Consider the following 23,265-nt stretch of genomic DNA (forward strand, 5'->3'; position numbering starts at 1 on the left):
TTATTTTTTTATGTTTATACAATTATGTTTATCTCTGGTGGAGGAGGGGGTAGTTGATCAAGCCCAATAACTTCCTTCCCCCCGCTTTCAATTTTTTGGCTTCCTGTGCTAATGGATGCAGAGACCCATTTAAAAAAAGCTTTAATGGTTGCTGAATCAGCTGAATCAAGTTGCACAACTACCTCCGTAATTTGTTTTAGCACACTGGTATCGGCTGCTGAACCAGCCGCACATGCGACAGTGATACCAACTTTTCTTTTTTGAAATTCAGCAAGCCCACTTTGCCACTGATCAGTTGGAATGCCATCTGTCATAATAAATACAAGCGGTTTCCAATCTCCTTTTATTTGGGGAGTTGACTTTGTAACTTCTCTGTCAATACACTCTGCCATCAGTTTTAAACCTGCGCCTAATGACGTCCCCCCGTTTGCCGAAATAGTTTGCGCCTGAAACGAAGCCAAATCGGTGAGTGGTACGAGTTGTTGCGCACTGTCGTTAAAAGTGATGACACTTAAGTAAGCCGTTTCCAATGCGAAAGGGTCTTGTCGTAGGGTGGATACTAAAACCTGCATCCCATTTTTAACAGCTTCAATAGGTTCCCCACTCATAGAACCAGACGTATCTAACAATAGATATACGGGTAGTCTTTTCATATTTATAAATAGTTTTGTTGCACGGTTCTAATTGTATCTTCTAATTTTCTATCTTTAGTGGGCTCGCCTATGGCATTAAATTTCCATTCGTTATTTCTTTTGTAGAAAACCCCCATTACCATCGAAACATGCCCAGCAAAGCCGGCGCCTTTTGAAATATTGTAGGTTGCGAAAATTTCATTGACTATTGTTGGAGTACCTTCGTAAATTCTAATAGAAGCAAATGGTATAGTTCCGAAATCATGACCTCTAAAGCTGTTCAAAACAAAGGCGATATATTCAACAGTGGGATTCAGTTTTGAAAAATCCAACGTTATAATCTCGTTGTCTAAACCATCATCTCCATCCATATCTCCTGTTAAATCATCTCCGCTATGCTCAATGGAGCCATCATGTGATTCTAAGTTTCCGAAATAGACTACCTCGATAGTGTTTTTTGAACCGTCAAACAATGCGCAGCTCGCGTCTAAATCAACGGCTTCTTTAGAAGTGCCGCTAAACCATCCAGATTTCTCAATAGCTCCCCAGTTTACACCAACACAGATATTTTTGAGCTTAGAACCATCTTCTTTTTGCAGATTTATTCTCTGACCTTTTTGTAAGTTAATTGCCATGATATCTTAACTATATTTGTTTACATAATCTTGCAATCCACCCTTCATTCCAGCTCCTACAGCTTCAAACTTCCACTCGCCATCTCGTTTATAAATCCTGCCAAATTCCACAGCTGTTTCAATAGAAAAATCTTCATCCAATTCATATTTTAATAATTCTTCATTAGAAGTAGTATTAAATATTCTGATAAAAGAGTTGCGCAATTGCCCGAAATTTTGATTTCTTAAACTGGCATCATGAATGGTTACTACAATACAAATTTCACTTGCGTTACTTTCCATTTTTGATAAATCCACAATTATTTGTTCGTCGTCTCCATCTCCATCCCCTGTTAAATTGTCTCCAGTATGCTCTACTGCACCATTCGGGCTTTTTAAATTATTGTAGAAGATAAAGTGCTGATCAGATAGTATTTTTTTGTTTTCACCTAAGATGAATACTGAAGCATCTAAATCGAAATCAGTTCCCGTAGAAGAACTATTGGTATCCCAGCCTAAACCAATAGTAAATTTGGGAGCATTGATGTTTTCTCTTTGCCCTTTTTGTAAGTTGATTGACATGATTTTGTATGATTTAATTTTATATTATTTTAAAACCTATTTAGCACCACTAGTCCACTTCATCCCCCAATTGTACATTTTGTCACATTCCTCATGAGAATCATGAAATGTAATCAGCTTTTTTACTCCAATTGAATTGGCTGTAATGAGTATTTCCGCAATTGCACAAAATTTATAATGGCTAGCTTGATTTCCCATTTCTACTTCTATATCAGGATTGCCAGACACCTTTACCGTAACAACAGCATTTGTCTCTTGCCATTTCGCAACACCTTCATATATGAAGCAATAAATAATCATTCGTTTTAAAGAGGATAAGCCTTTTGGATTGACCAAAATATTTTCTCCAGATCCAACTCTGGAGCCTTTATCGTCTCCACTGTGCCAAATCCAAGGTGTGTTAGTATATCTACCTTGTTTTGTTAGCCTATCTTTTGACCCTCCTTGTCCGTGAGAAAACTGTAAACCATCAATTACTGTTTTTTCGCCATTTTCTAACTCATAAAAACAGCCTAGATCGAGATCAATGTCTTTGTTAAATAAGCCAGAAAACAACCTCTTCTTATTGCCCTTTGACCAATTAAGATTGATGATAATTTCGTTGGTAATCGGAGTTTCCCTTTTTGAAAGATCAATGAAATGCGTGTCTCCAACTTTCTCGAGAGTGACTTTTTGTAAATTAATTGCCATAACGTTTTATTTTATGATTTGACCATTGTAATATTTTGACAAGAAGAAAGCTAAGTCTTCTTTATATCCTATACCTGACGCTTCAAACTTCCACTGCTCATTTCGTTTGTAAAGACGCCCAAATTCTACAGCAGTTTCTATTGAAAAATCTTCTCCCAATTCATATTTTGCTACTTCTTGACTTGAATAATCATCTACAATTCTGATATAGGAATTACGCACTTGCCCATAGTTTTGCCTTCGGATAATTGCATCATGAATGGTTACAACGAAAAGAATTTCATTGACGCGAGCATCTACTTGTGATAGGTCTATCTTAATACTCTCATCATCTCCGCCAACACTATTACCCCCTGTTGGGTCGTCTCCTGTATGAATCAGTCCATACTTTCCATCCTTACAATTTAAACAAGGGTTATCTCTACCATGCCCATTTCCACAATAATTATTATAAAAAATGAAATGGTTCTCGGAAACAAGTTTTCTATTTGAATCAAGCATTATTGCTGAGGCATCTAAATCGAAATCATGCCCTGTACCTTCATTAGGATCCCAACCAAGCCCTACCGTAATATGGGATAAACCGATTTCAATTTTCTGACCTTTTTGTAGATTGATTGGCATATGCTGGATTATCTTATTATTCGTGAATAAATTTTCCTTACATTCTTCATAATGTAACTGCTTAAGCCACCTCCTGCACTTGTATTGGTACATTCATATATATGACTACCAATCTCATAACCAAACACTCCTGAATCTCCCCCTCTGTTAGCATATCTTTCCATATCTTAATTGATTTGTTATTTCAAAAATATACAGATACTAAATCCTTTATTTACGGGAAACCGTAAAGCAACAAAGTATTCTTAAAAAAATAAATGGAATTTATTCTTGGGGCTAGTTATTGATAAACAGACCGTTAATATGGATCAGTTACTACAGTTCAGATCAGTTTAATATCTTTACAATAAGCAATCAGCTGCTCGTTTTTGGTAAACTCTAGCATTTGTTTAATTGCCTTAAGTCGTTTTTCGACACTGCTTAAGCTATAGGTAATATCTTTCAGTAGCAGACATGCAGGAATTTCTTTTTGTGATTTGCCTTCAGCAAGTAGGGTAATGATCGCTACATCTATTGTTGTAAAATCATAATCTTTCTCTTCATTTGTTCGTTTTAAATTCGGAGACAAGTATTTCTTATCTTTAGCAATGGCTTCGATGGCTAATTTCAAATCTTGAGTATCTCTACGTGCCTTAGGCACATAAGCATCTATAGCTAGAGCCTTCATTAGAGCATTAGCCACACTTATCCGTCTTTCGATAGAGAATACCAAGATCTTTAGCTCAGGCTGAATTTCCTTAGCGGCTTTGATCAATCCCTGACCCGTAGTTATTTGTTGTCCAGGTACATCTTCTTCAAATGATAGGTCGGTAATAAGCAGATCATAGGGTTGCTGATCTCGAAGGGCTTTTTTAATTCGAGTTAATGCATCATCACAATAAAACACATAATTTTTATTATCGTGAGCTATTCCAAGATCCTCTAATGTTTTTCTGACTGAAATATTTATGCTCTCATGGTCTTCAGCAATTAGTACTTTTTGAAACATATAGTCTTAATTAAGAAACTGGAAAAGAAATATGAATTTCTAATCCTTTTTCGTTTTGTTGATCAAAAGTAATTGTGCCAAATATATTTTTTATACGGTTTCCCGTACTACTCAATCCATTTTTAAATATGGTCTGTTTAGGTATGCCAATACCATTATCAGCATAATAAATATGGATTTGTTTAGCTTTTTTTTCAAATTTTACGACTACATGGTTGGCTTTACTGTGCTTGTCCATGTTAATCATTAGCTCTTGTAAAATATATTCTATTTCATGTTTTGTTGTTTCATTGGTATTTCGCCATAATGTTTTTGTATTACCTGTAAGTTCAATTTCTATATTGGCAGATGCAAAAGAATTGATCATACCTGCTATTTTTTCGGAAAAGCTGGGCTGGGTGAGCTTAGGTATTTCATAAGAAATATCTCGAGATTTTTCATACATTTCTTCTAATTTGTCCAAAACATGTTCTCGATCTAAATTTTCAGCATTTTCAATTTGTGCCATTACTCTATACAACCCATTTGCTACAACATCATGCACTTTTTTCGATGTTCTTAATTGACTCTCACGAATGGTATTTCTGGAAGCTAATTCTAACCTTTGCTTTCTTCTTTTATACAAAACTATGCTAACTATTATTACAAAACATGCCAAGGATAAACCACTAATTAACAATGTTTTTTGCTTGATGATTTGGTATTTTTTTTCAGTATTGTCTTTTTGGAGAACAAGGTTATCCGCTTTGCTTTTCTCGGAGTCATAACGGATTAGAGCGAATTGATTCTTAGCAGAGGTGCGAGCAGTTTGTAAGCTATCATTTAGCTTTTCATAGATTACAAAATAGTTTTTAGATTCTTTCGAAGGGCTGAGTTTAACTAATTTGTATAACGCTTCTAATTGATCGTCTGCACTATAATTTCCCTTTGCAACTTGATACATTTTAAGAGCATAAACTTTAGCTAAACTTTGGTTTTTCTTTGAATAAAAATCTGCAAGTCGTGCGTAACAATAATTGAGACCTTCTTGATCGTTTTCTCGCTCACGAATCCTCATGGATTTTAGCAACTCCGATACGGGATTATAATTAGGGTTTTGAAGCCATTTAGCAAAAGAAACATTTGCTAATGCTCTAGCATATAATTGCGGGTTATTAACTGTACCATTTAAAATATCATTATAAATTTTTATTGCTTTGGTATATTGACCTAATTCTTCATAAACCTTGGCCACATTGTTTAAACATATAAATTTGCTTAAAGGGTTATCAACAAATTTAATCACTTCATCATAAAATTTTAATGCATTTTCATAATCCTTAAGATGATAGCTTGCAAGCCCAAGATTATTAAAATTAGAACAGATGTAGGCAATTTGATTCTTTTCAGCTTCTTTAAAACAAGAAATAGCACTTAATGAAATTTCTTGTCCACCAAAATAATCTCCGTTATTTGTTGCAAAAATACCCATGTTAACTAAGCATTTCCCTGCGCTTAGGCTATCTTTCCGTAATAAAAAAATGTCTTTTGCCTTATTAAAATAGGCAAATGAACTATCAATATTGCCACTATCCCTATAAGCAAGTGCTTTTTCATAAAATGGATTTTTTTCTATTACATTATTTTGGGACGATTTATTTATACAAGTACTTAAAAGTAAAATGGAAAATAATAAAGATGAGAGGCGTTTCAAAATTTTCAGTTTTCCTCTAATATAAAGAATATTTATTATCTCTTATGTTAAAAATTATCTGAAGATTTAATTATAAAAATAAGGGGGCTGTTAATCGCCCCTTTATTTTATAAACTATGGAGTTGGGGGTGGAGGTATTTGGCCAGTGCCACCTCCAGTGCCCGTGCCGGTACCTGGGCCATTAATACCATCATCTCCGGGCGGAATGCTATCGGTTTCTGATGTATTATCCTGAACAATAGGCACATTAAACTTTACATAAACAGTTCCATTGCCTCTTTTAGCTGTTTGATTAATGGGAGCTAATAAACCCATCAGGATTGCAATAAAAATTGGAATATACATGATGCAAAAATTTAGAATTAAGAAATACTTGTGTAGGTTCCCTCGCGCCATGCGAAGGATTGCTACGGTGTAAATCAGAAGGCCTTCTGAATTTTTGGGAAGTGAGAGTTTCAATCGCGGAAGCTTATAACTGCTTCCCAAACCGGTTACTTACTACCGCGATATTCACTCGTTATGAACTCAACTTATGCAATTGTCTCGACAGCTAATCGATTGTACTCGTTGATCTCGAAAGCAAATATGGCGAGACATATCAGACTTACTATCAAGGAATTCCTATGATTCTTTAGGAATTCCTTAGAAATCAGGAAAAGGGTTTTAGATTTTAGAAAATTCCTTATAGCTTTACTTAGTTAATTCTCTTAATATGTTCGATGATTTCAAAAAGGCAGTATTAAATTCCTACGCTGAGAAGAAAGTAAAAAATATACTTTCTGACAATTTGATAAATCCAACGCGAGTAAAGCTGAAAAATGAGTGTTTAGATATATTAAGAAATCGACATCTCAAAAAGGATGATCAAACAATCAAAGCTTTTTTTGACCCTCATAATAAATTTATTACGCACCAAGAAAGCATTGATAAATTTGACCTAGATGGGTTTCAGGCACTAATTACATTCTTTAAAAGGAATATTAATATCCGAAAAGAGGAAAATATAAAATTATTAGCGTGGCTAATCGACTTTGAACCAAGACCTTATGAATTTAACAAAAAGTACAATATTCCAGAAAAAAAAGAAAGTGTTTCGAAAAACGAAAAGCCGATTGATGAGCCTATTCTTAATCTTCTAATTGCATCTGCTGTTTCTTGGAAAAAAATCGGCCTAACATCATTACTTTTAATATTAGCGGTCGTATTAGGTTTAACAAAATATAGTTCGGTAGATGACGAAACAGGAACTCCATCAACAAAAGATACTTTTCAAACTACAAATCCGTCCCCAACGTTATCAGCACCAAACGGTAAAAACAAAAGCAACAAAACTAATTCATTATCAACTGAGAAGAAACAGTGTATGTACTGGGCAGACGATCATTATGAACCTATTTCTTGTGATAAGTTACTTGGAGATACAGCTAAAGTTGCAATAGACCTACAAAAAGTTGCTCATTTTAAAAAAATCACCCAACCGGATACACTTACACGAAATTCGTTGGGAAAGGTTTGGTATGTGAAAATTGGAGGCACAATAGAATACTATACCTCAGATGGCTTTCATCCGATACATACGGATAGAAAACTGAAAAAACTAACAGACCATATGTTGAATAAATATATACCAAGTAAAAGGCCTTAGTTAAAATCTTTAAAAAGCACTTTATACCGTTGGCTCAGTAACTCAAGATACTTCTCTTTAAATTCTACAGACAAAAATGAGCTGAGAAGCCAGTCTTCGGCCAATGCTCTAAAACCATAGTATCTTTCGAATACCTTATTAATCTGCTTTGCATTAAGACCAAGATTTGCACCAAAACGCCTAAAATGTTCTGCCCCTAGCTTTCTTTTCTTCCCTTCTAAGGTTAACGCAAATTCTTCGTTATCTTCTGGATTTACGATAGCAACGTTTAAAAGATCGTAAGCTGGCGAAAATAACCACTTGCCCTCACTACTTATCATCGAGAAATTTTTGAGGTGCATATCACTGTTTCCCGTTAAATAACAAAATATGGCGAGTTCGAAAAAGTAAAGCTTATCGAAAATTATACGACTAGAATATAAGTCAATTGCCTTACCTACCCTTTCCATGGAGCCTTTATACTTATCGAATGCCTCCAAAATTTGAAACATATCGATCATGTGTATTTTCTCTCCTTCTTCACTCCTATCGAAACGTTTGGTGATGTACGAAAGCTCACCAGATTTTAGTCGGATAAGGCTCGACTTCGCAGTCTTCATCCCGAATGCCTCAGCCATTCTCATGGTTACATGCTCGTTTTCAGGCATTTCTGCGAAAATTGGCGACGGCGGTTTTAAGATATAGTTGCCACCAAGCGCACCAACAACGGTTAACCTCCCTGCTTTACCATCTCCCAAAGTATTATTTACCATGGTTAACGACAGTTTTGGTTGTACTCCAGGTACGGCTATACTTCGTTCGATTACTTTTTTTGCAAGCTCGTCCATTTGTCCAAGCGAGTAATCGAATTCTGGCTGTTGCTTAGTACCAAAGAACGCTAAACTGCAATGCTCATGAAAGTCGCCATTGTGCTCCTTATAACAATATAAACACCTCCTAATCATCCTTATCAGTTATTGGCTTTACACTTACCGCACCGATGCAATTCTGACAACATGCTAAAAGCAATCCCATCCTGTCATTAGGGTTAATCTTCCAGTTCTTAGTGGCTATATCCAAAAGCCAACCCTCTGGTATTAACCCCTCAAAAAAAGGAAACAGTCTGTTTTCTCTATACATCCCTTCGGTAACCGGCATGGTAAAAGTAATGAACTGACTGGGATACACCTTTACATAGGCAGTGTCGTATTGAAAGGTATATATCCCATCGTCTGTTTCTACAAGTATTCCAGCGAATACATCACCATAAAATATCTCAGCCTTTCTCATTAATCAAAATCACTTTAAGAAACGTCACTACTTTCTATAGGCACAAGTACATGGCCAAACATAGCTAACACTTGATTTACACTTGAAAGATTTAAATTCTCTTTGCCCTGCTCAATTTTGCGGATCACAGTAAGTGCCACTCCTGCACGGTCGGCGAATTCTTCCTGAGTTAATTTTTCCTCTTTACGTTTATCTTTAATGAAGTTAGCGAGTGTTTTCATTATATGCATTTGCTCGTATTTTATTCAAATATAGCTTTTTATATGCAATTGGATATAAAAAATATAATTTAATAGAAACTATATGCAATTGCATATAATCAATCCTAGATCTCTCCTATTGTTGAGATGACGGTGAATCACCCATAAATCTCCTTCAACGCAGCATCCACATCAGTAAACTTAAACACATACCCCGCCTTAACAATTTTATCGGCAGCAGTATTCGTGCTCATCAATACCAAAATGCACCGTTCGCCTAAAATAGTTTTCAAAAGAAATTTCGGCACATTAATGGGCCATACTGGGCGCCCTAAATGCCAGGCTATGCGCTTCACCACTAACTTATTACTAGATGGATACGGTGCAGCCCCATTATAAGCACCAACCATAGCCTCATCTTCTACTGCTTTCGTAAAAATACCCACAATATCATCGATATGAATCCATGGCATCCATTGTTTACCACTCCCTAATGGAGCACCTACAAAAAACTTAATCGGCTTTGCCATAGCCACTAAGGCGCCATTCTCTTTACTTAAAATTATGCCGATCCTAACCTTAACTACTCGAATGCCCATCGCCATTCCTTCATCTGCAGCTGCTTCCCACAGCAGGCAACAGTTAGACAAAAACCCCTTTCCTGGGTCGCTATCTTCCCACAAAAATTCATCACGTCTATCGCCATAATAACCAACTGCCGAGGCCGAAATAAACGTGGTAACGGCAGCTCTGCATTCTCGAATAGTTTTATATAGAAGTTCAGCAGATTTTACTCTACTATTAATAATTTGTGCTTTCCGCTTATCGGTCCATTTCTTATCTGCTATCCCTTCTCCAGCTAAATGAATTATGGTATCCACCCCCTCAAAAGCTGCAGTATCAATAATCTGTTTACGAACATCCCATGAGTAAACATTAACTCCGGCAATATCATTTTTCTTCCTAGATAAAACCGAAATACGATGACCCTGATTTAGCAAATTCGGTATGAGCGCTTTACCTACCAAACCCGTTGCGCCGGTAATAAGAATATTTTTTGACATGATTATAAGATTTATTCAGCGTTTAAAGATAAGCATCCAAACTGGCAACTCATAACCCTCAACAGGCAATCCCATTGTTGGCACATTGTAAAAAATAAGATGTCCTAGCCCTAAATCCCCACATTTTGTGCAAATTGCAAGCTATTATAAAATGGCTACGGATATGAGCAAAAGAATACTGGTTTGGTTTAGGAATGATCTTCGCTTGCACGATAATGAAATGCTAGTCGAAGCGATTGCCAAATCTGACTGTATTTTACCTGTTTATTTCTTCGATCCTCGCCAGTTTGAAACTACTGTTTACGGCACCTTAAAAACTGGGGTAATTAGAACAAGATTTCTTTTAGAAAACGTAGAATCATTGCGCCAATCGTTCAAGAAATTAGGTGGCGATTTGCTAATTTTAAGCGGTAAACCCGAAGATTTTCTTCCAGATTTGGTGAGCAAATACGAAATTAACGAAGTTTATCACCATCGCGAGGTAGCAAGCGAAGAAACAGCTATTTCTACTCAAGTAGAAGATTTGCTTTGGAAACAAAAAGTAAATTTAAAGCACTTTATTGGCCATACACTTTACAATAAAGAAGATCTTCCCTTCCCAATTCGGGATATTCCTGATGTTTTTACGCAATTTAAGAAAAAAACCGAGCGTGATGCTGTGGTAAAACCTTGTTTTTTAACACCTACCGAAATAAATTTTGTAGATGTTAACGATTGGGGAAGCCTGCCCGCATTAGCCGAACTTCTACCCTTTGAAATTGTTGATGCTTTTACCACCAATCCTATTTTTAAAGGGGGCGAAGCCGAAGCTATTATCCACCTACACGAATTTTTGCATGCTGGCGAAGATATTGCGAATGCCAATGCAATGGTAAAAAAAAATAAAGTGGTGGCCAATCTTTCCGCATGGTTGGCAGTTGGAAGCTTATCGCCCCGCAAAGTCTATTGGAAATTAAAGGAAGCCGAAGCTAATTATGGACTGAAACCTTATTTCGGACAAATTATATTGGGTCTTTTATGGAGAGATTATTTCCGCTTTATGTTTAAAAAATATAGAAATACGTTTTTTAAACAAGAGGGTTTTAAACAAGAAGTACAACTCAAACCGATAGAAGATAACGCTGCTTTAAAGCGTTGGCAAACGGCATGTACAGGGCATACGTTAATTGATTCGATAATGAACGAATTAAACACAACCGGTTATATCAATAACATTTCGAGATTGCTAGTAGCATCTTACTTAGTTGATGAACTTAAGGTAAACTGGGTAATGGGCGCCTCTTATTTTGAAGAGAAATTAATCGATTATTGCCCAGCAAGTAATTGGGGCAATTGGGCCAACGTGGCAGGTGTAGGCAACGACCAGCGCTTAAGCAGTAGTTTTAGTTTTGAAAAACAACTTAAAGCAATTGATCCAAAGGGGATATATACTCAGGTTTTATAGGCAACGATTTCATTTGCTAATAAGCAAATTTACGAATTAGTTAATTAGCTAATTAATTATAAACTTTATTGCCGTTTCTTGTGGTAAAATCCTAATTTTGCATTACTTATCGTAAAAATACACAAATGGATAACTTATCTTATCTCAACGGCGCCAATGCCGAATATATAGAATCATTATACCAAAGCTATAGAGAAGACCGAAATTCAGTAGAATTTGGATGGCAGAAATTTTTTGAAGGCTTCGATTTTGGAAGAGGATCTGATGCTGCAAACGTAATTAACGAAACTCCAGAGCACTTTTTAAAAGAAATAAACGTACTTAACTTAATAAACGGCTATCGCCAAAGAGGGCACTTGTTTACCAAAACAAATCCCGTTAGAGAAAGACGTAAACATTTACCCACGCTAGTAATCGAAAATTTTGGCTTAGCACAGGCCGACTTAAACACCGTATTTAATTCGAGTATAGAATTAGGAATTGGCCCGGCCAAGTTGGCCGACATTGTTGCTTTCTTAGAGCAAACCTATTGCGGCCCAATCGGCGTGGAATATAAATATGTTCGTACCCCAGAGATTTTAAAGTGGTTAGAATCTAAAATGGAAAGTGAGCGCAATACGCCAAAACTTTCTATCGACGAGAAAAAGCGCATACTTAGTAAATTAAATGAAGCCGTTAGTTTCGAAAGTTTCTTAGGCACTAAATTTTTAGGCCAAAAACGATTTTCGCTAGAAGGTGCCGAAACGGTAATTCCAGCTTTAGATTCTGTAATCGAAAAAGGCGCTGAATTGGGTATCGAAGAGTTTGTAATTGGTATGGCGCATCGTGGTCGTTTAAATGTACTCGCCAACATTATGCAAAAAACCTATAAAGATATTTTTGCGGAGTTCGAAGGCAAAGGTTATAGTGTCGATTCTCCTTTTGGTGGTGATGTTAAATATCACTTAGGCTATTCTACCGATGTAACGACCAATGCAGGCAAAAGCGTTCACTTAAGCTTGTGCCCTAATCCATCGCACCTTGAAACGGTAAACGGTGTAGTAGAAGGCATGTCGCGTTCTAAAATCGATTTTAAATATGGCGGCGATAATAGTCGCCTAGCACCAATACTAATACACGGTGATGCTTCTGTAGCTGGCCAAGGTATTGTTTACGAAGTTATTCAGATGGCAAGCCTCGAAGGCTATAAAACAGGGGGTACTATTCACCTTGTAATTAACAATCAGATTGGTTTTACTACAAATTATAAAGATGCGCGTTCGAGTACCTACTGTACTGATATTGCTAAAGTAACCCTATCGCCTGTTTTCCATGTAAATGGCGATGACGTAGAGGCCCTAGTTTACGCAATTAATTTAGCGATGGAATACCGTCAGAAATACAAAAACGATGTATTTATAGATATTTTATGCTACCGTAGGTTTGGCCATAACGAAGCCGATGAACCTAAGTTTACCCAACCGTTATTGTACAAAGCAATAGAGAAACATGCCAATCCACGTGATATTTATATCGAAAAACTAACCAAAACTGGTGAATTAGAAGCTGGCTTAGCGAAAGAAATGGAAAAAGAGTTTAAAGGCTTGTTACAACAGCGTTTAAACGAGGCAAAAGAAATTACATCAACGTATAGTGATGTTAAATTTGGAGGGGCATGGGCCGATATGCGCCTAGCAACAGCTAAGGATTTCGATGAATCGCCAGATACATCGGTTAAAAAAACAACTTTATTAGAAGTTGCAAAACGAATTTCTACGTTACCTGCAGATAAAAAGTTCTTCAAAAAAATTGAGAAATTATTTGATGAGCGTAATAAAATGGCAACTACAACCCATGTATTCGATTGGGCCATGGGCGAACAATTAGCCTACGGTACTTTATTGGCCGAAGGGAAGCGTGTTCGTTTAAGCGGGCAAGATGTGAAACGTGGAACGTTCTCTCATCGTCATGCAGTATTAACCTTAGAAGATTCGGAAGAAGAATACACCCCACTAGCTAATATTTCGGAACAGCAAGCGCAATTTGATATTTACAATTCGCACTTATCTGAATATGGCGTTTTAGGTTTCGAATACGGCTATGCAATGGCCAATCCGAATGCCTTAACCATTTGGGAAGCACAATTTGGCGATTTCTTTAACGGGGCTCAAATAGTGGTAGACCAGTATGTGGCAAGTGCCGAAACAAAATGGCAAAGAGAAAATGGTTTGGTAATGTTATTGCCCCATGGTTATGAAGGTCAAGGCCCAGAACATTCATCAGCACGTATTGAGCGCTTTATGGAGCTTTGCGCCGACTATAACATGCAAATAACCAATTGCACCACGCCGGCAAACTTCTTCCATGCCTTACGCCGTCAGTTTAAACGCGATTTCCGCAAGCCATTAGTGGTATTTAGCCCGAAGAGCTTATTACGTCATCCACTTTGTGTTAGTCCGCTCCTCGATTTTACTGATGGTAAATTTAAGGAAGTAATAGACGATGCGAACGTAAAACCAACTCATGTAAAACGCGTGGTTTTCTGTAGCGGAAAAATATATTACGATTTATTAGAAACACAGAAAACAAACGAAAAAGGAGATGTAGCTTTGGTGCGTGTAGAACAGTTGTATCCAACCCCTGTAGCGCAAATGGAAGCCGTTTATGGCCGTTACAAAAACGCAAAAGATGCAGTGTGGGTGCAAGAAGAACCTGAGAATATGGGTGCTTGGCCGTACTTATTACGCAAATTAAGAAAAACATCATTTAGCCAAATGGATGTCATTTCGAGAGACGAAAGCAGCAGTACAGCAACTGGCTACGCAAAACTACATGCAAACCAACAGGCAAGTATTATTGCAAAAACCTTTGACGTTCCGGTAACGGAGAAAGTGAAGGCCATAGTCGCAAAAGCGAGTAAAAAATTAGTAAATATAGATTAGCAAGCCTAAAAAAATATAACAGTTACAATCATGAGTTTAGAAATAAAAGTTCCGCCAGTTGGCGAATCGATTACAGAGGTAGTTTTATCTCGTTGGGTTAAAAACGATGGCGATTTTGTTGAAATGGATGAAATCATTGCTGAACTAGAATCAGACAAAGCAACCTTCGAACTTACCGCAGAAAAAGCTGGAACTTTAAAAACTGTTGCTGGCGAAGGGGATACTTTAGCTATTGGTGCCGTAGTGTGTACCATTGAAGAAGGAGCAGGAAGTAGTCCGAAGACGGAAGCCTCAAGTGCAAAATCTGATTCATCCGCACCTGCTGCAGTTGCCGAGACTTCTAAGACTCCAGACTCAGCAGAACTGTCTACTAAAGAATCTTATGCAACTGGAACTCCATCGCCTTCGGCGGCTAAAATTTTAGCCGAAAAAGGTGTCGATTCAGGTGCTGTAAAAGGTACAGGTGTTGATGGAAGAATTACGAAAGAGGATGCGTTAAAGTCGGAAAGTCCGAAGGCGGGAAGTCCGAAATTCGAGGCATCTAAAACATCGCCTGCACCGGTCGCTACTCAAGGCTCTAGAAATGAGCGCCGAGAAAAAATGTCGCCATTGCGTAAAACTGTTGCTAAACGTTTAGTAACGGTTAAAAATGAAACGGCTATGTTAACTACGTTTAACGAAGTAAACATGAAGCCAATTATGGATTTAAGGGCCAAATATAAAGACCAATTTAAAGAGAAACATGGTGTAGGCTTAGGCTTTATGAGTTTCTTTACTAAAGCGGTTTGTGAAGCAGCCAAAGATTTCCCTGCAGTAAATGCACGTATAGACGGCGAAGAAATTGTATACAACGATTTTGTAGACGTTTCTATTGCCGTTTCGGCACCAAAAGGATTGGTTGTACCAATTATCAGAAATGCAGATAGCATGAGCTTGGCACAAATCGAAAAAACGGTAATCGAATTGGCTACTAAAGCTAGAGATAGCAAATTAACCATCGAAGAAATGACGGGCGGCACCTTTACCATCACCAATGGTGGGGTATTTGGTTCAATGATGTCTACTCCTATCATTAATGCACCTCAATCGGCTATTTTAGGGATGCACAATATCATTGAGCGCCCAATTGCCGAAAACAAAGAAGTAGTTATTCGTCCGATGATGTACATTGCTTTATCGTACGACCATCGTATCATCGACGGGCGCGAATCGGTAGGCTTCTTAGTTCGTGTAAAACAACTGTTAGAAGATCCGGCTAGATTGTTATTAGGCGTTTAAGCTAATTACAACGATGCAAAAAACACCTCGCAGGTTCGGAACCTGCGAGGTGTTTTTTTAAAGAAAATTGGCAATCTGTTCGTATAGCTTTCGCTTATCACTAGGCCTAAGCGCATCGGCTACCGCAAGCTTGCCATCTTTTAGAATTAAGTACCGAGGAATAGCATATCCCTTTCCTTCCCAAAGCCTGTTTATCAAATCTTTTTGCAATAATTCATTGGTTCTAATATGATTTCCTGCTAGCTTGTAGTATTTAATCATGTCTTTCCATTGTTGTTCCACTTCGGGTTTATCCATCGAAATATATAGCATTTCGGCATTTTTGCTTTTCAAGAATTTATCCAGTTCTTCTCCGTATTCAAACTCAGCTTTACATGGCCCACACCAGGTTGCCCATATATCAACAAAAACAGTTTTACCTTTAAACAATGCGGCTAGTTCATCTAATGAATTGATATGGCTATAATCGGTCATTAGCTTTTGTTCTGGTGTAAAATCCTTTTTAACCACTTCATGATATTTTATAATCTTATCGTACATGGGAAACAAATAAGACGCATATCCACTTTGGGGATACGTTTTTATAAACTGTTGATAAAGCTCCGTTAATACTAATTGATATTTATTCTGAAACATTTCGTTATAAAGAAAATTTGCAAGCATATACTCTTTCATTTTACCATTAAACTGTTGTGTAAAATTGGTATAAGACTCTTTCAAATATGCTGTCTCATTAGCTATTTTAACCTCTATATACGTGCCCTTTAACCTTGCCTCATAATACTTCTTATAGGTGCTTGCGTAGTATTGTGCGTAGTCATAAAACTCAGCAGTACTGGCTAAATTCATGTTTTCAATGGGGTGTTCTTGATATACTTTTGTCCAAAGTGCTGCAAATTCATCCTTTATTCTGAATGTTTTAGCACGAATTGCATCGAGATAAAGCTCGGTAGGGATGTGCGCCAACATAGCCGTGTAATACTGATCAATGTCGTTTTTAACATATTGATAAAATGTAGGCGTAATTTTCTGTGCAGATAAAAGAGCTTGATAAGGCTTAAGTGCTTTTACATGATTCGAATCCATTTTTGCAGTTATTCCAGCTACGGTGCTATCGGCCCTATAATAAGCCATGGCATTCGATTGGTAGAAAGCTCTAGATTTTGCATTAATGAGCACTAAACCTTCGCTGTTTTTGCCACTAACGACAACTTGCTCTGGTGCTTTTTTTGTTAGATTGATTGTTATATCGCTTATACCTGGCTCAATATAAAATTTAAAATAATTCCCATCATTAGCAATCTGAACAAATCCAATTTTATTAACATTAAAGTTCAAAGTGAGCTTATCTGTTTCGTCTAGCGTTTTCTCTACTTTATTGCCCCAAAATTTCTCTCCATTTTTTATGGGAAGCACTACCATCACTTTCTTTTCGGTAGCACCAATTAGGTTAAGATTAACAATTGCATTTTGAGCATACACAAATGTAGAACAGACAGCTATTAAGGCCGTTAAGAAATAGAATTTCATAGGTATAGAGTTTTAGCTATCCTAATGACGCAAAATAATTTTAATGTTGCATTACCAACCAATGGCCTTATCATCGCCTCTTGGGTCGGCACCACCTTGATAATAGCCCCATTTTGTTCGTAAGATGGCATCTACCCTACCAATAGCACCACGAGGAACAATTTTGTAGCCTTTGGCTTTTAATTTCTCAATTGTTAAACTGTCTAAGGCCTTCGGTTCTATGTCTACTTGATCTGGCAGCCATTGGTGATGGAATTTCTTTGAGTTCACTGCCGTTTGCATAGATTGATTAAAATCTACAACATTTACAATCGTTTGAAATACCGAGGTTATAATAGTAGATCCGCCTGGTGTACCTACAACCATAAACAAGTCGCCATCTTTTGCTAAAATTGCAGGAGTCATCGAACTTAACATGCGTTTTTGCGGAGCAATGGAATTCGCTTCGCCACCAACCAAACCATACATATTAGGTGCGCCAGGTTTTACTGAAAAATCGTCCATTTCATTGTTCAATAAGAAGCCAGCCCCTTTTACCACTACACCGGCCCCATAAGAGCCATTTAACGTTGTTGTGATAGCCACTGCATTTCCATCTCTATCTACAATCGAAAAGTGAGTGGTTTCTTCGTGCTCAGCAGGGGCAATTTCTCCGGCCTTAATCTCCGCACTCGTACTTGCCTTTTGCCAATTAAAAGTCGACATACGTTCTTTTATATAACCACTTTCTACTAGTTTTTGCTTTGGTACAGGATAAAAGTCTGGATCGCCCAAATGCGCCGCACGATCGGCATATACTCTTCGTTCGGCTTCAATCATCACTTGAACCGTAGAATCAGTATTGAAGCCCCATTTTGATAATGGATAAGCTTCTACCGATTTAAGCAATTGCACCAAGGCAATACCCCCACTAGAAGGAGGTGGCATGGTAATAATATCGTAACCTCTATAGGTTCCAACTATTGGTTCACGCCAAACTGCCTTATAATCTCTTAAATCTTGCTTAGTGATGATGCCATTGCCACGGTTCATTTCAGCTACAATCGAATCGGCAACTGCCCCCTCGTAAAATCCATTTCTGCCCTTTTCTTTTATTAGCTTTAAGGTGTTTGCTAGTTCTTTTTGTACCAATATGTCGCCTTCAGACCAAACGGTCTCTTTTAATAAAGCCGTACCTAGCGGATTTAATTTCTTTAACCTAGCTTTCATACCGTTTAATTCTCGGGCCTGCCTGGCTGTAATCTTAAATCCATCTGCTGCTAGAACTTGCGCAGGAGCAACTAAATCTTCCCATTTTAATCGTCCATATTTTTGATGAGCTTCTGCCATCCCCGCAACCGAACCTGGAACACCTGAGGCCAGCTGGCCATATAAACTTTTATCAACAATTGGGTTTCCTGCTGCATCTAAATACATATCACGGCTTGCACTACCCGCTGCTTTTTCTCTAAAATCGAGCGTATTGGTTTCGCCTTTGGCTGAACGATAAACCATAAAGCCTCCGCCTCCAATATTTCCCGCGTTTGGATAAACCACGGCTAATGCAAATTGTACAGCTACAGCGGCGTCTACCGCATTACCACCCTTTTTTAAAATATCTACCCCAACTTGTGATGCGATTTCGCTAGCCGATACCACCATTCCCTTTTTAAATTCGCCACTGTTATTTTTACCTAGCTGACCACTTACACAGCCTAAAATTACGCTGGCAGCTACCAATGCCAGGATGAAGTAAGCAAGATTAACCCTTATAGTTTTCTGCATCTTTATATATTTTTTCGATAACGTTACTGTTCTTTTCTAAAATTACTTTGCGTTTAAAACTTAATTTGGGAGTTAATTCTCCCCCATCAATACTAAACTCCTTCGGTAATAAGGCAAAACGTTTTACTTGTTCCCATTTGCCAAATTCAGCACCTAATATAGCAATAATGCGATTATATTTATCGAGTACTTGAGCATTACTAATCATTTCTTCATTAGTGGTGTAAGGTATTCCTTTTTTAGCACACCATATTTTTAATGCTGCGAAAGTGGGAACAATCAGAGCTGCTGGGAACTTCCTATTTTCTCCAAGCACCATAATTTGTTCAATTAAAGGGGACTCCTTGTATCGATTTTCTAACATTTGAGGAGCGATGTATTTACCGCCTGCCGTTTTAAAGATTTCCTTTTTTCGATCGGTAATTTTTAGGAACCTCCCTTTTAAAATCTCCCCAATATCTCCCGTATGAAACCATCCGTCTTTATCGATACTTTCGGCGGTTAAATCATCTCTTAAATAATATCCTTTCATGATGTGATGACCTCGGGTTAAGATCTCTCCATCTTCTGCAATTTTAATTTCCACTCCTTCTATAACCGTACCTACCGTACCAAACATGGTATCACCAAAATGGTTAACGGTAATTACTGGAGAGGTTTCTGTGAGGCCATAGCCTTCGAAAACTGGCATTCCCGCAGCCCAAAAAATACGGGCTAAACGTGGATTTAAGGCTGCACCTCCAGAAGCCAATACTACAATATTTCCCCCAAGGGCTTCTTGCCATTTTTTAAATACCAATTTACGTGCTATGGCAAGTTTAAAAGTATACCACCAGCTGTTTTTAAAATCATAATTTTCGGCCAAAGCGAGCGACCAAAAGAAAATACCTCTTTTAATGCCTTTTAGGTCTTTGCCTTTTTCCATGATCTTATCATAAACCTTTTCCAATAATCGAGGTACGGTAGAGAATGAATTGGGTTTTACTTCCTGTATATCGGCCACAATAGTATCCATGCTTTCTGCATAATAAACACCTACACCAGCATAGGCATAGAGATACGAAATCATCCGCTCAAAAATATGTGAGAGCGGTAAAAAGCTGAGCGCGGTTTTCACCTCAGCAGGGAAAATAATAGCCGATTTCTCGAAATTTAAAATAAGATTAGTGTGGGTAAGCATCACCCCCTTTGGTGTGCCTGTTGTACCAGATGTATAAATCAAGGTTAAAATGTCTTCTCCGGTTACCTGGCTTCTGTATTCTTCCAAATCTACATTTGTTTCCTTTCCTTTGGCAACCAATTCTTCCCAATGCTTTGCTCCATCAACCTTGTTAAGGGTGTAAATAAGTACAGGATGCGCCAAAGTTTTATTTACGGCAGTTAGTTTTTGAAATAAGGCGTCGTCATTTACAAAAACAAGGGTGATTTCCGCATTTTCGATAATGAATTTAATATCATGCTCGGCTAAAGTAGGATACAAAGGAATTTGATAGGCTCCCAATTGCATAATTGCGTAGTCGCAAATATTCCACTCTGGTCGGTTAGGCGACATAACCGCTACCCTCGAGCCCTTTTTAACGCCCAAAGTGGTTAAGCCTTTACTTAACTGATTGGTGATATCGCAAAACGATTGCGTACTGTACTTCTTCCATGTTCCATTTATTTTGCCACTTATAAATTCTTCTTTAGGGAAATTCTCCAAATTATGTTGCAGCAGATCGAATACTCGGGTAATGGGTTTCATACAGACCTTGGTTGTTTCTCAAATCTAATAAATAATCTTTTCTGCAACAACCGTTTTTAAAATTATTTATGCATGCATAGTATTATTCAAATTCTTTATCTCCCACTTTCACCATCTTTAAAGTTTTACAAAGTTGAGATACTTAGATTTACCATTGGTTTTTAGGAAAAGTTACTTTCATTTCATTCATTTTTTGAATAATAAATTGGCATAGATGTTGATAAGCTGATATAAAAAATAATATTATGAAGAAATTAATTTTTACTCTACTCACAGGAATTTCCCTTTTAACGCTGAGCACTACAAATGCGAATGCTCAAGATTACAAAAATGCTATTGGTGGTCGTTTTGGCTCGGCCAATGGAATTAGTTTCAAAACAGGCTTAAGCAAAGGCGCCATGCTCGAATTAATTTTAAACTTCAGAAATGATAAAGACAACGTAGATTATTTCAATCTAACAGGCTTATATGAAGTGTATAAACCAATAAATGGCGCTCAAGGATTAAACTTTTACTATGGTGCTGGCGCTACCATTGGTTCGTACAAAGCTAAAAATTTTGACGGTGAGGCTTACTTATCTGCAAATGGTGTTTTAGGGCTAGACTACAAATTTAATGACGTACCCTTTAATCTTTCAGTAGATTGGATACCTGCATTACGACTTACACAAAACACAGGATTTTACAGTGGCGATGTAGGCTTAGGTATACGCTATACCTTTTAAAAAAAATGGCATCCCCCGACGTTGTCAGGGGATTCCATTTTTTAATTTACCCCCATCCACTTTTTACGCACTGCCAATTGCAAAGGCGTAGCATCTTCTTTAATGGTAGTTTTATACCTAACTGCATTATTATTTCCTAAAGTAACGGCTAAGTTTTGCTTTAAGCCATCGCGGATAATGCTTACCTTCACCACATCACCAACATTTTTATTGGCAATTTGAGGCATCCGGTCCAAGTTGGCTTCTGCTGGTACATCATCTATTGATACGATCTCATCATTAACATTAATTCCACCATTCCATGCTCCTGAACCTCTAACTATACTTGTAATAATTACTCTACCTCCAGTAGCTGCGGCCGAGAACCTACCACCAGCACTCGCTCCAAAAAATGGAATTTTCTTACCTTCATTTTCATTTACAACATCAATACCTGCGTAACCAAAGTACTTCGCAATTTCTATATCGTCTGTACCGGTAACGTATTTAGCCCAGAAGTTAGTAAAGCTAATCCCGCTTATTTTCTCAACCATCGCTTTAAACTCTGCATCGGTATACCCTCTTTTTAGCGTTTTACATTGCAAATACATGGCTCTCATAACATCATCTAAGCTCTTAGCGCCTTTGGTCGCATTAATGATTTCTAAATCCATCAAATTACCAATTACTTGTCCTTTGCTGTAATAAGAGATAAAGGTATTGTTTGCATTTTCTGATGGGCGATACGCTGGATTAATCCAAGCATCAAAGCTTGATGCTGCTGCTGAATTTATTTTCGAACCTGGCGTATTCATTACCGAAGCGATGGCACCTGCATAACTATTTACAAATGCTGTTGCATCGATAAATCCTGCCCTAATCATAAATTTATTAGGATAATAAGAAGTAAAACCTTCTGCTATCCACAAATTGGTGGTATAGTTTTCATTATCGTAATCAAACGGTCCTAAGGCAATTGGGCGTAATCTTTTTACGTTCCATAGGTGATGATACTCATGGGCAACAAGACCTAAGAAGCCACTGTAACCTCGCGGTGTACTGTAAGCATTACGTGAAGCACCTAGAACAGTAGAATTTAAATGCTCTAAACCGCCTCCACCTTGTGCATAATTATGCACAATAAACGTATAATGCTTGTTCGGATTTTCGCCATAAATTGCGGTAGCCTGCTCAACAACCTTAGCCATATCTACCTTTAGCCTTTCCTTATCGTAATTGCCACCACCATACATCGCCACTTCGTGTTTAACACCAGCCGCCATAAATTCGAATACATCTTGTGTACCTACCTCTAGCGGACTATCATATAAAATATCGAAATCTGGAGCAGTATATGTAAATTCTTTTCCTGCAACTGGCTCTAATCCAGTACTTACTTTAGACCAATTGGTAAACGGAATAATTTTAACCGTACTTGGGGTTTTAATCATACCAGCGGGATACATGAATATATTGGCGGGCGACAAAAATGCATGACTTGCATCAATAAAGGCAGTACGCACAGAAATTTCGAATGCATATACACGGTAGTTAATTTTAACTGAACCTGCTTTTTTGTTGTACACACGCCAAGTGTTTTTAGTTACTTTTTCTGATTTAATCGCCTTTCCTCCGGCGGTAGCTGTAAAACCTTCAACACTTTTTGCAAATTCGCGTATCAAATATGAACCCGGGGTCCACACTGGCATTTTAACATCGATATAATTTTTTGTAGCAGTACCTGAAACATTCATTTCTACCTCTGCATAATGCGCTTGAGGCTCTTTAAAGCTTACTTCGAAGCCTATCTTTACTTGTGCTTGTGCCGACATGGTAAGGGTAAATAAAATGCCCAAGGCAAAAATTGATTTGATCATAT

At 37.6% G+C, this 23,265-nt stretch carries 21 protein-coding genes; 5 read left to right on the forward strand and 16 right to left on the reverse strand.

Annotated elements, in window-relative coordinates:
- Nucleotides 1–14: 14 nt before the first annotated feature.
- From WG904_RS02670 to WG904_RS02705, 8 genes are all read right to left on the reverse strand, one after another.
- Nucleotides 15–653 (reverse strand): vWA domain-containing protein, encoded by a 639-nt coding sequence (locus tag WG904_RS02670; protein ID WP_339577734.1) that lies wholly within the window; start codon nt 651–653, stop codon nt 15–17.
- Between the two features lie 2 nt (nt 654–655).
- Nucleotides 656–1,267, reverse strand: coding sequence for a TerD family protein (locus tag WG904_RS02675; protein WP_339577735.1), 612 nt, complete (start codon nt 1,265–1,267; stop codon nt 656–658).
- Nucleotides 1,268–1,273: 6 nt separating this feature from the next.
- Complete coding sequence (locus WG904_RS02680) at nt 1,274–1,828, reverse strand: TerD family protein (protein ID WP_339577736.1); 555 nt, start codon at nt 1,826–1,828, stop codon at nt 1,274–1,276.
- A 36-nt stretch (nt 1,829–1,864) separates the two neighbouring features.
- A complete protein-coding gene (locus WG904_RS02685; RefSeq protein WP_339577737.1) occupies nt 1,865–2,518 on the reverse strand; it encodes a stress protein in 654 nt (217 codons plus the stop codon).
- Nucleotides 2,519–2,524: 6 nt separating this feature from the next.
- Entirely contained in the window at nt 2,525–3,142 is a 618-nt protein-coding gene (locus WG904_RS02690) for a TerD family protein (protein ID WP_339577738.1), read from the reverse strand.
- A 322-nt stretch (nt 3,143–3,464) separates the two neighbouring features.
- Nucleotides 3,465–4,130 (reverse strand): response regulator, encoded by a 666-nt coding sequence (locus WG904_RS02695; RefSeq protein ID WP_339577739.1) that lies wholly within the window; start codon nt 4,128–4,130, stop codon nt 3,465–3,467.
- Nucleotides 4,131–4,140: 10 nt separating this feature from the next.
- Nucleotides 4,141–5,823, reverse strand: coding sequence for a tetratricopeptide repeat-containing sensor histidine kinase (locus tag WG904_RS02700; RefSeq protein WP_339577740.1), 1,683 nt, complete (start codon nt 5,821–5,823; stop codon nt 4,141–4,143).
- Between the two features lie 114 nt (nt 5,824–5,937).
- Entirely contained in the window at nt 5,938–6,168 is a 231-nt protein-coding gene (locus WG904_RS02705; protein WP_339577741.1) for a hypothetical protein, read from the reverse strand.
- Between the two features lie 367 nt (nt 6,169–6,535).
- Between WG904_RS02705 and WG904_RS02710 the strand changes: the two genes are divergently transcribed.
- A complete protein-coding gene (locus tag WG904_RS02710) occupies nt 6,536–7,468 on the forward strand; it encodes a hypothetical protein (protein WP_339577742.1) in 933 nt (310 codons plus the stop codon).
- On the opposite strand, the gene WG904_RS02715 is transcribed toward WG904_RS02710, so the two are convergent.
- From WG904_RS02715 to WG904_RS02730, 4 genes are all read right to left on the reverse strand, one after another.
- Nucleotides 7,465–8,412 (reverse strand): HipA domain-containing protein, encoded by a 948-nt coding sequence (locus tag WG904_RS02715; RefSeq protein ID WP_339577743.1) that lies wholly within the window; start codon nt 8,410–8,412, stop codon nt 7,465–7,467. The genes WG904_RS02710 and WG904_RS02715 overlap by 4 nt on opposite strands.
- Nucleotides 8,405–8,737, reverse strand: coding sequence for a HipA N-terminal domain-containing protein (locus WG904_RS02720; RefSeq protein WP_339577744.1), 333 nt, complete (start codon nt 8,735–8,737; stop codon nt 8,405–8,407). The genes WG904_RS02715 and WG904_RS02720 overlap by 8 nt, the downstream gene beginning before the upstream one ends.
- A gap of 14 nt (nt 8,738–8,751) precedes the next feature.
- On the reverse strand, nt 8,752–8,958 hold the full coding sequence (locus tag WG904_RS02725) for a type II toxin-antitoxin system Y4mF family antitoxin (RefSeq protein ID WP_339577745.1): 207 nt from the start codon (nt 8,956–8,958) through the stop codon (nt 8,752–8,754).
- Between the two features lie 137 nt (nt 8,959–9,095).
- Entirely contained in the window at nt 9,096–10,001 is a 906-nt protein-coding gene (locus WG904_RS02730; RefSeq protein WP_339577746.1) for a TIGR01777 family oxidoreductase, read from the reverse strand.
- 163 nt (nt 10,002–10,164) lie between these two features.
- Here WG904_RS02730 and WG904_RS02735 point away from each other — a divergent pair, with 163 nt between their 5' ends.
- From WG904_RS02735 to odhB, 3 genes are all read left to right on the forward strand, one after another.
- Nucleotides 10,165–11,445 (forward strand): DASH family cryptochrome, encoded by a 1,281-nt coding sequence (locus WG904_RS02735; RefSeq protein ID WP_339577747.1) that lies wholly within the window; start codon nt 10,165–10,167, stop codon nt 11,443–11,445.
- A 125-nt stretch (nt 11,446–11,570) separates the two neighbouring features.
- The gene (locus tag WG904_RS02740) at nt 11,571–14,366 is read left to right on the forward strand and encodes a 2-oxoglutarate dehydrogenase E1 component (protein WP_339577748.1); all 2,796 of its coding nucleotides are present in this window, start codon (nt 11,571–11,573) and stop codon (nt 14,364–14,366) included.
- Nucleotides 14,367–14,396: 30 nt separating this feature from the next.
- Complete coding sequence (odhB, locus tag WG904_RS02745) at nt 14,397–15,644, forward strand: 2-oxoglutarate dehydrogenase complex dihydrolipoyllysine-residue succinyltransferase (protein ID WP_339577749.1); 1,248 nt, start codon at nt 14,397–14,399, stop codon at nt 15,642–15,644.
- Between the two features lie 57 nt (nt 15,645–15,701).
- Here odhB and WG904_RS02750 read toward each other — a convergent pair whose 3' ends face one another.
- The 3 genes from WG904_RS02750 to WG904_RS02760 are packed head-to-tail and all read right to left on the reverse strand — an operon-like array spanning nt 15,702 to nt 20,682.
- Nucleotides 15,702–17,174 carry a TlpA family protein disulfide reductase gene (locus WG904_RS02750; RefSeq protein WP_339577750.1) on the reverse strand — a complete coding sequence of 491 codons (1,473 nt, stop codon included), beginning with the start codon at nt 17,172–17,174 and terminating at the stop codon, nt 15,702–15,704.
- Between the two features lie 51 nt (nt 17,175–17,225).
- On the reverse strand, nt 17,226–18,938 hold the full coding sequence (gene ggt / locus WG904_RS02755) for a gamma-glutamyltransferase (RefSeq protein WP_339577751.1): 1,713 nt from the start codon (nt 18,936–18,938) through the stop codon (nt 17,226–17,228).
- On the reverse strand, nt 18,916–20,682 hold the full coding sequence (locus tag WG904_RS02760) for an AMP-dependent synthetase/ligase (protein WP_339577752.1): 1,767 nt from the start codon (nt 20,680–20,682) through the stop codon (nt 18,916–18,918). Before WG904_RS02760 ends, ggt begins: the two co-directional genes overlap by 23 nt.
- A 245-nt stretch (nt 20,683–20,927) precedes the next feature.
- Here WG904_RS02760 and WG904_RS02765 point away from each other — a divergent pair, with 245 nt between their 5' ends.
- The gene (locus tag WG904_RS02765) at nt 20,928–21,407 is read left to right on the forward strand and encodes a hypothetical protein (RefSeq protein ID WP_339577753.1); all 480 of its coding nucleotides are present in this window, start codon (nt 20,928–20,930) and stop codon (nt 21,405–21,407) included.
- Between the two features lie 41 nt (nt 21,408–21,448).
- Here WG904_RS02765 and WG904_RS02770 read toward each other — a convergent pair whose 3' ends face one another.
- Nucleotides 21,449–23,263, reverse strand: a complete 1,815-nt coding sequence (locus tag WG904_RS02770) for a M61 family metallopeptidase (protein WP_339577754.1) — start codon at nt 23,261–23,263, stop codon at nt 21,449–21,451.
- Nucleotides 23,264–23,265 lie beyond the last annotated feature (2 nt).

Source organism: Pedobacter anseongensis, assembly GCF_037482965.1.
GTDB lineage: Bacteria > Bacteroidota > Bacteroidia > Sphingobacteriales > Sphingobacteriaceae > Pedobacter > Pedobacter anseongensis.

Bases quoted from the DNA above. Each gene is read 5' to 3' on its own strand.
- WG904_RS02670 (WP_339577734.1), bottom strand. From the start codon at position 653: ATGAAAAGACTACCCGTATATCTATTGTTAGATACGTCTGGTTCTATG.
- WG904_RS02675 (WP_339577735.1), bottom strand. From the start codon at position 1,267: ATGGCAATTAACTTACAAAAAGGTCAGAGAATAAATCTGCAAAAAGAA.
- WG904_RS02680 (WP_339577736.1), bottom strand. From the start codon at position 1,828: ATGTCAATCAACTTACAAAAAGGGCAAAGAGAAAACATCAATGCTCCC.
- WG904_RS02685 (WP_339577737.1), bottom strand. From the start codon at position 2,518: ATGGCAATTAATTTACAAAAAGTCACTCTCGAGAAAGTTGGAGACACG.
- WG904_RS02690 (WP_339577738.1), bottom strand. From the start codon at position 3,142: ATGCCAATCAATCTACAAAAAGGTCAGAAAATTGAAATCGGTTTATCC.
- WG904_RS02695 (WP_339577739.1), bottom strand. From the start codon at position 4,130: ATGTTTCAAAAAGTACTAATTGCTGAAGACCATGAGAGCATAAATATT.
- WG904_RS02705 (WP_339577741.1), bottom strand. From the start codon at position 6,168: ATGTATATTCCAATTTTTATTGCAATCCTGATGGGTTTATTAGCTCCC.
- WG904_RS02710 (WP_339577742.1), top strand. From the start codon at position 6,536: ATGTTCGATGATTTCAAAAAGGCAGTATTAAATTCCTACGCTGAGAAG.
- WG904_RS02715 (WP_339577743.1), bottom strand. From the start codon at position 8,412: ATGATTAGGAGGTGTTTATATTGTTATAAGGAGCACAATGGCGACTTT.
- WG904_RS02720 (WP_339577744.1), bottom strand. From the start codon at position 8,737: ATGAGAAAGGCTGAGATATTTTATGGTGATGTATTCGCTGGAATACTT.
- WG904_RS02725 (WP_339577745.1), bottom strand. From the start codon at position 8,958: ATGAAAACACTCGCTAACTTCATTAAAGATAAACGTAAAGAGGAAAAA.
- WG904_RS02730 (WP_339577746.1), bottom strand. From the start codon at position 10,001: ATGTCAAAAAATATTCTTATTACCGGCGCAACGGGTTTGGTAGGTAAA.
- WG904_RS02735 (WP_339577747.1), top strand. From the start codon at position 10,165: ATGAGCAAAAGAATACTGGTTTGGTTTAGGAATGATCTTCGCTTGCAC.
- WG904_RS02740 (WP_339577748.1), top strand. From the start codon at position 11,571: ATGGATAACTTATCTTATCTCAACGGCGCCAATGCCGAATATATAGAA.
- odhB (WP_339577749.1), top strand. From the start codon at position 14,397: ATGAGTTTAGAAATAAAAGTTCCGCCAGTTGGCGAATCGATTACAGAG.
- WG904_RS02750 (WP_339577750.1), bottom strand. From the start codon at position 17,174: ATGAAATTCTATTTCTTAACGGCCTTAATAGCTGTCTGTTCTACATTT.
- ggt (WP_339577751.1), bottom strand. From the start codon at position 18,938: ATGCAGAAAACTATAAGGGTTAATCTTGCTTACTTCATCCTGGCATTG.
- WG904_RS02760 (WP_339577752.1), bottom strand. From the start codon at position 20,682: ATGAAACCCATTACCCGAGTATTCGATCTGCTGCAACATAATTTGGAG.
- WG904_RS02765 (WP_339577753.1), top strand. From the start codon at position 20,928: ATGAAGAAATTAATTTTTACTCTACTCACAGGAATTTCCCTTTTAACG.
- WG904_RS02770 (WP_339577754.1), bottom strand. From the start codon at position 23,263: ATGATCAAATCAATTTTTGCCTTGGGCATTTTATTTACCCTTACCATG.